General features: G+C 37.9%; 10 protein-coding genes. 7 read left to right on the top strand and 3 right to left on the bottom strand.

Going from position 1 to position 8,274, the window contains the following annotated elements; all coding sequences use genetic code 11:
- The first annotated feature begins 253 nt into the window (after positions 1-253).
- From KI375_RS24375 to KI375_RS24355, 5 genes are all read left to right on the top strand, one after another.
- Positions 254-502, top strand: coding sequence for a hypothetical protein (locus KI375_RS24375; RefSeq protein WP_212975971.1), 249 nt, complete (start codon positions 254-256; stop codon positions 500-502).
- 97 nt (positions 503-599) lie between these two features.
- Complete coding sequence (locus tag KI375_RS24370; RefSeq protein WP_212975970.1) at positions 600-1,484, top strand: polysaccharide deacetylase family protein; 885 nt, start codon at positions 600-602, stop codon at positions 1,482-1,484.
- A gap of 336 nt (positions 1,485-1,820) precedes the next feature.
- On the top strand, positions 1,821-2,090 hold the full coding sequence (locus KI375_RS24365) for a UPF0223 family protein (RefSeq protein WP_212975969.1): 270 nt from the start codon (positions 1,821-1,823) through the stop codon (positions 2,088-2,090).
- A 266-nt stretch (positions 2,091-2,356) separates the two neighbouring features.
- Entirely contained in the window at positions 2,357-2,551 is a 195-nt protein-coding gene (locus KI375_RS24360) for a hypothetical protein (RefSeq protein WP_212975968.1), read from the top strand.
- A 396-nt stretch (positions 2,552-2,947) separates the two neighbouring features.
- Complete coding sequence (locus tag KI375_RS24355) at positions 2,948-3,733, top strand: inositol monophosphatase family protein (protein WP_212975967.1); 786 nt, start codon at positions 2,948-2,950, stop codon at positions 3,731-3,733.
- Between the two features lie 57 nt (positions 3,734-3,790).
- Here KI375_RS24355 and KI375_RS24350 read toward each other — a convergent pair whose 3' ends face one another.
- A complete protein-coding gene (locus KI375_RS24350; RefSeq protein WP_212975966.1) occupies positions 3,791-3,976 on the bottom strand; it encodes a DUF5325 family protein in 186 nt (61 codons plus the stop codon).
- A 192-nt stretch (positions 3,977-4,168) separates the two neighbouring features.
- Between KI375_RS24350 and typA the strand changes: the two genes are divergently transcribed.
- Positions 4,169-6,004 (top strand): translational GTPase TypA, encoded by a 1,836-nt coding sequence (gene typA / locus KI375_RS24345; RefSeq protein ID WP_212975965.1) that lies wholly within the window; start codon positions 4,169-4,171, stop codon positions 6,002-6,004.
- Positions 6,005-6,332: 328 nt separating this feature from the next.
- Positions 6,333-6,596 carry a YlaH-like family protein gene (locus KI375_RS24340; protein WP_374706906.1) on the top strand — a complete coding sequence of 88 codons (264 nt, stop codon included), beginning with the start codon at positions 6,333-6,335 and terminating at the stop codon, positions 6,594-6,596.
- Positions 6,597-6,657: 61 nt separating this feature from the next.
- Here the strand turns inward: KI375_RS24340 and KI375_RS24335 are convergent, their stop codons facing one another.
- Both KI375_RS24335 and KI375_RS24330 read right to left on the bottom strand, forming a co-directional pair.
- Positions 6,658-6,855, bottom strand: a complete 198-nt coding sequence (locus KI375_RS24335; protein ID WP_212975964.1) for a YlaI family protein — start codon at positions 6,853-6,855, stop codon at positions 6,658-6,660.
- A 584-nt stretch (positions 6,856-7,439) separates the two neighbouring features.
- Entirely contained in the window at positions 7,440-8,027 is a 588-nt protein-coding gene (locus KI375_RS24330) for a YhcN/YlaJ family sporulation lipoprotein (protein WP_212975963.1), read from the bottom strand.
- Positions 8,028-8,274 lie beyond the last annotated feature (247 nt).

The raw sequence follows: 8,274 nt of genomic DNA, 5'->3' as shown, positions 1-8,274 counted from the left end.
ACTGGGGTTGTGTTATTTTTTTACTTGTCATAAATTAATAATACACGAGAGCAGACCCTTTGTGGTCTGTTTTTTTGTGCACAAAAAAACTGTTGCACGATCAGTTACCTGATTGTGCAACAGCTCCTTTTTTTGGATTATTTTATATATTTACATGCATATTATTTAAGAGGACGTTTTTTTTACAAGATGCTCCTTTTCCAACTTCTATCTAAAATAGCGTAAATCTTCAATGAAATGAGTGAAGAATTCAATGCTTCTAAAAAATTACGTAGCTGCTCTCATTCAAATTATGATTTGGAGTGGTTTTCATGTTGCACAATGGCTTTCGGGAAAAGATCGCTTTCTTGCAAAAGTTCTTCTATTCCTCGTCTTTTTTTATTTAGCTTATTTAGTTGCAAGAAAAATCATTGGATCAAAAGGAGCGACTATTCTTACAACGATAATGAGCTTATGTACTTATATTTCACTGCAATTTCTGCTACAGTTTTTATTCTACTAAATCTTCGAAATTACATCAAAATCTGATCGCTTGAATACTATATGTCGACAAATTATAATGGAAGTTAATTCCACATAAAGAGAGAAAGGGGAAACGTATGAAGAAACTTATGATTTTGCTCCTTGTTGCAGGCGGATTGGCCGCATGTGGCAATCAGAGTTCTCCAAGTCAGTCGACAGATGAGGCGGACAAGTCTTTAACAGAAGAAAAAGACGAGGGAAAGCAACAAGGTGAAGAACAGCAAGAAGAAGCGGGAGAAGAGCAGCAAGAGGAGACAGGAGAAGATAATGAAGCGGAAGAGGCTGAAGAATCGTCAGCACCAGTTGAAGAGGAAGAACAGGCTCCACAATATGAATTAAGTGAAGTTTATTCTATCGTGCCAATTGATGATGCAAACCAAAAAGTGGCGTTACTCACAATCGATGATGCTCCGGATGAACATGCCTTAGAAATGGCAAAAACGCTTAAAAAACTTGATGCGCCGGCCGTCTTTTTTGTAAATGGTCATTTTATAACCACACCTGAAAAAGAAAAAATCGTAAAGGAAATTTACGATATGGGCTTTGAGATCGGAAATCATACCTATTCACACCCAGATTTAACAACCCTATCACCAGATGAACAAAAGGAAGAAATTCTCTCTGTGAATGATCAAGTTGAAGAAATTACAGGAGAACGTCCTAAATTCTTTCGCGCTCCTTTCGGCCAAAATACTGACACAAGTAGAGAAATAGCGAAAGATGAAAAGATGGTGTTAATGAATTGGACCTATGGGTACGATTGGAATGAGGAATATATGAATAAAGAGGGAATTGCCGATATTATGGTCAATGCCCCTGAATTAGGCAATGGTGCTAATTTGTTAATGCATGATCGAGAATGGACGAATGCGGCTTTGGAGGATATTGTTAAGGGTCTAAGAGATAAGGGCTATGAAACTGTTGATCCTGATCTGATTAAAACTCCACGTAACGAAGAATAAGCATTAAGGCTGGGACAAAACTAAAATACTAAATTCTAGAGACGAACAATGCATTACTTTAGCGGTGGGAATATACCTAAACTCCTGCGGGAAGTGAGAGTTCGGCAAGATCCCGGAAGGCTCATGCCTGAGGAGACTTGCCACTCCCCGCAGAAAGCGAAGTGTATTTCCGAAGCGGGTATATGTAATTCGTTTTTTTCTTTGGTGAAAATCCCTTTGTCTCAGCCTCTTTCCATATCGGTTATCTATTTTTCGTGGGATTTCTACATAATTATCTGTATAAGTATAGAAGTCTGAATGTAAAGAAATAATAAGCAAAACAGGGAGGAAGTTGGTTTGGAATATTCTTATCCATTTTCTATTGATTGGACCCAGGATGAAATTGTGACTGTCATACAATTTTTTCAAAAAATTGAACAAGCTTACGAAAAAGGCACGAATAGAGATGAGTTATTACATGAATATCGTAAATTCAAAAAAATTGTCCCAGCAAAATCTGATGAAAAGATTTATGGGAAAGAATTTGAGGATTCGAGTGGCTATTCCTTGTATAAAACCGTTAAAAAGGCAAAAAGTACTACATCCAATCAATTAATTAAGATGTGAATCTCACGATATCTCCACGTACACATCAAATTTGAATAGCAACTACTTTACTCATTACAAGTTCCATTTGTTTAATCACGACTTGATCCGGGTACAAAATTACCAATAGCAAATTACACAAAGTGAAAGTGCATCATGAGTCGGAAAATATCTAATATGGGGTAATCACACAATTTAGTTCCTCCTTCTCTTCCGACAACATATATTATAATAAGTTATTCCAGAATGGTAAAAATATTTTGAATGACTAAAGGGGTGTTTCTTCCATGAAACAAGTGATGAATGCTTATCGAAGAAAAAACCTAGATAAACAAAGACTGGCTGTATTACGTTTAGAATTGAACTATGAATTGGCCGTTTTGTATGATGCTTTGCAAGAAGAAAATGAGGATAAAAAGACAAAAGCAAAGCGTAAGCTTACACGGATCCGGGAAGAGCTTATTAAGTTGGAAGCTTTGTAAGGTATTTGCTTATGACTAGATTCGAACTTCCTTTAGAGCTTAAGTAAGGAAGTTCGTTTCATGTTCTATATGCAATCATTCATTTTCTTAGCTAGCCGCCTTGCACTTTTCTTTTGGTTTGGAAAATTATAAAATTCTTGGCTATGGGTAACTAGCTTATGTGGCGGTTGGTGACTAGCTCTAGGTGCCATCGGCTCGAGACTCGTAGGAGCAAGCCTATCGGTGTTACGACGTACAGGATATATTAGTGCAGACGAAGTAACAGGGCGTCGCGAACTTAGCCTTTCTTCCTAGTCCAAGGCGCTTGCGCTTTTGGTTATAAAACACTTTGCTTGAAAACAAGGGTTGAAATCCCTATGCTATAGTAAATATAGGGAGTCGATGGAGGGTGGAAAAATGGCAATATGGCATGAAGTAGATCAATCTGTAAAGCAATGGTTAAAGGAAGCGAGAAACTCAATAGTAGAGTCGCTTGAACATGCATTAGATATTCAGACGAAATCAGATGCAAATGATTTAGTTACAAATGTAGATAAAGAAACAGAACAATTCTTTGTAAAGCAAATCAAAGAGCATTATCCCGATCATAGAATGATGGGAGAAGAAGGATTTGGAGATCAAGTGAATGACTTAGAGGGGGTTGTATGGATTGTTGACCCCATTGATGGAACGATGAATTTTGTCCATCAGCAAAGAAACTTTTTCATCTCCATTGGTATTTTAGAGGATGGGGTTGGGCAATTAGGTTATTTGTATGATGTCATATTAGACGAGCTTTACTGTGCAAGTAGAGGGAAAGGGGCCTTTTTCAATGAGAAAAAAATTGCTCCGCTACAAGAGGGCAATATAAATGAGGCAGTTGTTGGCTTTAACCCAGCGTCGATCCATTCCGAACAAACGGCTCGTATGTTTATTCCGTTAGTAAAAGATATACGAGGGGCTAGATCATACGGATCAGCAGCTATGGAATTCGCTTACGTTGCAACGGGGAGGATGGACGCCTACATAAGTTTGCAGCTCTCACCATGGGATTTCGCTGGTGGGAAAGTGATTATTGAAGAACTTGGAGGCGTCGTAACGGATTTGCAGGGGAATCCAGTAAATATGCTGGAAAAGAGCTCCATCCTTGCAGCGAAGCCTGAACTTCATAAACAATTACTTCCGTATTTTCAATCACGTTAAAACTTTAAACGGCAGTCTTCATTCGGTGGGGGGAATACCCACTGAATGAAGACTCTCTTATATATTACCTTCTTTTTGTAGCTTTTTCTTTTTTTTGAATCCATACATCATAGCGATACAGAGAACGATAAAGCATAACGCAATGCCTAACCAACTATTCTCTGCTAGGCAAATTCCCATGCCCATGATGGAAAAAGCGGCGATCATGGCTAATAGTAAAAAATCCCACCTGATCCTACTCAAGTTTGAAGCCCCCTTAGCTAAATGAATAATCATTCTAATTTTGCTCCTTTGAACAAGAAAAAACTCCATTTGTACAAGCTCACTTTTATATTGTACAAAAAATATTACAAATTCTCCAGTGTATGTGATATAATAACTCAGTTAATGAAAAAGTTATCAATCAGTTGATTTTAAATATAGGAGGAAACACTTTTGAACCTTAGAGAAAACATTAGAAATATTGCCATTATCGCGCACGTTGATCATGGTAAAACAACATTAGTAGACCAATTATTAAAACAGTCGGGAACGTTTCGTTCCAATGAGCTTGTCGAAGAAAGAGCCATGGATTCAGGTGATATTGAAAGGGAACGCGGGATTACCATTTTGGCTAAAAATACAGCCATTCAATATAAAGATACAAAAATAAATATATTAGATACACCAGGTCATGCTGATTTTGGTGGCGAAGTGGAACGTATTCTTAAAATGGTAGATGGTGTTTTACTTGTTGTAGATGCATATGAAGGCTGTATGCCACAAACTAGATTTGTGCTGAAGAAAGCATTAGAGCAAAACTTAACTCCAGTTGTTGTTGTAAATAAAATTGACCGTGATTTTGCAAGACCTGCAGAGGTTATTGATGAAGTCCTTGAGCTATTTATTGAACTTGATGCAAATGACGAACAACTTGAATTCCCCGTGATTTATGCATCCGCTATTAATGGTACAGCCAGTAAAGACGCTGAAAAACAAGATGAAAACATGGAATCATTATACGAGACAATCCTGGATTTTATTCCAGCTCCCATTGATAACAGCGAAGATCCATTACAGTTCCAAGTCTCTTTACTCGATTACAATGACTATGTAGGAAGAATTGGCATCGGTAGAGTATTCAGAGGAACCATGAAAGTGGGTCAACATGTAGCAGTTTTAAAACAGGATGGCACGACCAAACAATTTCGTGTAACCAAGATGTTTGGCTTTCTAGGATTAAAGAAGATTGAAATTGATGAGGCATTTGCAGGTGATTTGATCGCTATATCTGGAATGGAAGACATTGATGTAGGTGACACAATTTGTCCAATTGAGCATCAGGAACCTTTACCGATCCTCCATGTGGATGAACCTACACTCCAGATGACATTTCTTGTGAATAACAGTCCATTTGCAGGAAGAGAAGGGAAATATTTAACTTCCCGTAAAATTGAAGAAAGACTGATGACTCAATTAGAAACAGATGTAAGCTTACGAGTGGAAAATACGGAATCGCCAGATGCCTGGATCGTATCCGGACGTGGTGAGCTACATTTATCCATTCTTGTTGAAAATATGCGCCGTGAAGGGTATGAATTGCAGGTCTCAAAACCTCAAGTCATTATAAAAGATATTGACGGAGTTAAGTGTGAACCGATTGAGCGGGTGCAAATTGATTCACCTGAGCAGTATACGGGAAGTGTGATTGAATCTCTTGGATCTCGTAAAGGAGAGATGCTGGATATGATTAATAACGGAAACGGACAAGTGCGCCTTATTTTCCATGTTCCAGCACGAGGGTTAATTGGTTACTCAACAGAGTTTATGACATTAACAAGAGGATATGGGATTCTAAATCATACGTTTGACAGCTATCGTCCAATGGAGAAAGGCAGAGTGGGTGGACGCAGGCAAGGTGTTCTCGTATCTATGGAAACCGGGAAAACATCTACCTATGGTATTATGCAAGTAGAAGATCGGGGAACGATCTTTGTAGAACCAGGAATAGAAATTTATGAAGGCATGATTGTCGGCGAGCATAATCGGGAAAATGATATTACTGTCAATATCACGAAAACCAAGCACGCAACAAATGTTCGTTCTGCCAATAAAGATCAAACAAATGTTATTAAGAAACCTAGAATTCTTTCTTTAGAAGAAACATTAGAATATCTTGATGATGATGAGTATTGTGAGGTTACTCCAGAATCGATACGTTTACGCAAAAAAATATTAAATAAAAACGAGCGGGAGAAGGCAGCAAAAAAGAAAAAGACAGCAGAAATATAAAATGAAACTTTAAACAGTGAGGGCGATGATTCTCCCTTACTGTAGGGTGAAAATTTAGGCTTTCTTGTTCGTATATGATATGATACAGGTGAAACTCTCTATATCGATGTTTCACCTGTATAGGGGATGTTCAAAAAGGCCGGTAAAAATGCTACTGTGAGATAAATGATCCTTACCTTTCTTTTTGAACATGCATTTAGGGTTAGGGAAGGGGAGAATAAGAATCAAACTTTATTTTATACTCAATCAATTGTATTTGTTAGGGTCTATTGATGCTGACCAAAGAGCGATCGAACGTTTTTCCCCCACTTTAAAGTTCTATTATACATTGACGGGGAATCCAACGGCTACAAATTGGTTGCTTTGGCTAACAATCACTGCTCTAGCGATTCTTGTATACAAGCTTGGGTTTGCCAAGAAATTACCTTTATTAAAATCAGTAGTTATCTATCTTTTTTTAATCGTAGGTTGTTTATTCTTAACTTTTTTAGCAATATTTTTACCTATAACAGAGGGACTTATGGTCGCGGCCGTGATCCTCATTATTTATAAAATTCGCTTGAGAAAAGAGAAGAAAGCAGGTACGATCTAAAAAAGAGGCTATTTACCATTTTTTGATGGGATAGCCTCTTTTTTTTGCTTATAAATAAGACTTAAAAATCTACCTTCTTCTGATCAGGATATAAGCGGAAATTCTCATTTTGTTTTCTTTTTTCGGTGTTCACTCTTATTCGTTCATAGCATATAGGGCACATATAAGTATGAATCGGTCGATTTCTGAGTTTTTTCGCAAGGTTTGAGTCATCCTCTAAGGTGTTATGCTCGTGACAGATTACGCATTGTACTTCCATTTGCTCACCTCTGGGTGAAAATTTCTTTCTCATTCCCAGTATAACATCAAAACCCTATCACTTAACAGCCCTACAAGTTGTTTTAAGTGGGAACTCTATACCCTCAGAGAAAGCAACACCCATTAGTAAGAACCGAGCAACGCTCTTCTACCTTAGTGCGGCGGAACATAAGGACGCCCCTGCCACAGGAGCTAGTAACTACACCGATATGCTCAATTCCTTTATTGTGTAGGTTCGTTGCACCATACGGCCACCATTTGATTGGCACTGCTAGTTTTTACATTTAAAAGGAATTAATAGAAAGCCCAAAAAACAGAAACATTTCAGTTTTTACTCATCCTTTTTCTGCTACACGACGAACACCTATCAAATCTTTTAAAACAAACATAGTATCTTTGTAATTTGATGATTTACATCCGCTACATAACAGTTTTCTCTTGAACCAATTTAGTTTTTTACGAGTAGCTTGAAATTTACCGCACTTAATATCATAAGTGGTAGCAAGAAAGCTGATTCCTAAATCAATGCAGCCCTCGTTGGGTTGTGTCCCCAAACACGACTGAAGAAAGGGGATTGTATTGAAGTTACTGATTTTTATCATTAGATTGCTCTTTTTGTATGTGTTGGATGTCCTCATCATTTTGTTGGTCATCCTCCTCCATGGCATCCTCTGGTTTTTTCTCGTTTTCAGGTAAAGGAACGTCCGGTATGACCCGTCCAACAATATCCGCTAATTCATTCATAACACCTCTAATGGGCTTACCAGCACGAGCGTCTTCACCAACTTCTTTAAGGCGGGCATTTAGGTCTGGATCCGCTATTACAATCGCTCCAGCGCCTTGTGGATCATGTCTAAGGCTTTCCGTCACCGAATATTTAATCGTACCCACTTTTGAACGCTCTATATCCTGATCAATGTCAATGCCTACAACGGCAAGGTTTCCAATCACAACAGATGAGGCATTGTGAACATCTGGAACACTTGCAGCGAGATTTGCTAAATAATTAGCTCTTTTTTCATCTGTATAATTTTGATTACCATTATTGTCAAGATGGCTATCTTGAACAGATACTCCCCTTGGCAACACATCTTTTTCTCCAATGTTTTCCGGCTTCTGTGAACAAGCTGACATGCTGAATACGGCAATCAGTATAATAAGCCATGTACGCAATTAAATCCCTCCAATAAAATTTTTCCATTAACGTCCTCAGGTTAATTTTTGATATATCTTCTAACTTTATTCAAAAGTTCATATATTTCATTCAAAAGGGTCCCTTCATAAAAAATTTTAATGAACCGGAGACTGTTTCAAGACATAAGATATGAGAAGCGCAGCATATGCTACAAGACACCAAATTTTAGTGGGATGTAAGGCGATTTCTTTTCAACCTTACGCCTAATGCTTTATAAGATGAACT

Source organism: Bacillus sp. J14TS2 (assembly GCF_018333015.1).
Lineage (GTDB): Bacteria > Bacillota > Bacilli > Bacillales > Bacillaceae_C > Lederbergia.
The sequence above is the reverse complement of the archived record's forward strand: the minus strand, read 5'-3'. Positions and strand labels throughout refer to the sequence as shown.

Bases quoted from the DNA above. Each gene is read 5' to 3' on its own strand.
- KI375_RS24355 (WP_212975967.1), top strand. From the start codon at position 2,948: ATGGCAATATGGCATGAAGTAGATCAATCTGTAAAGCAATGGTTAAAG.
- KI375_RS24370 (WP_212975970.1), top strand. From the start codon at position 600: ATGAAGAAACTTATGATTTTGCTCCTTGTTGCAGGCGGATTGGCCGCA.
- KI375_RS24375 (WP_212975971.1), top strand. From the start codon at position 254: ATGCTTCTAAAAAATTACGTAGCTGCTCTCATTCAAATTATGATTTGG.
- KI375_RS24335 (WP_212975964.1), bottom strand. From the start codon at position 6,855: ATGGAAGTACAATGCGTAATCTGTCACGAGCATAACACCTTAGAGGAT.
- KI375_RS24360 (WP_212975968.1), top strand. From the start codon at position 2,357: ATGAAACAAGTGATGAATGCTTATCGAAGAAAAAACCTAGATAAACAA.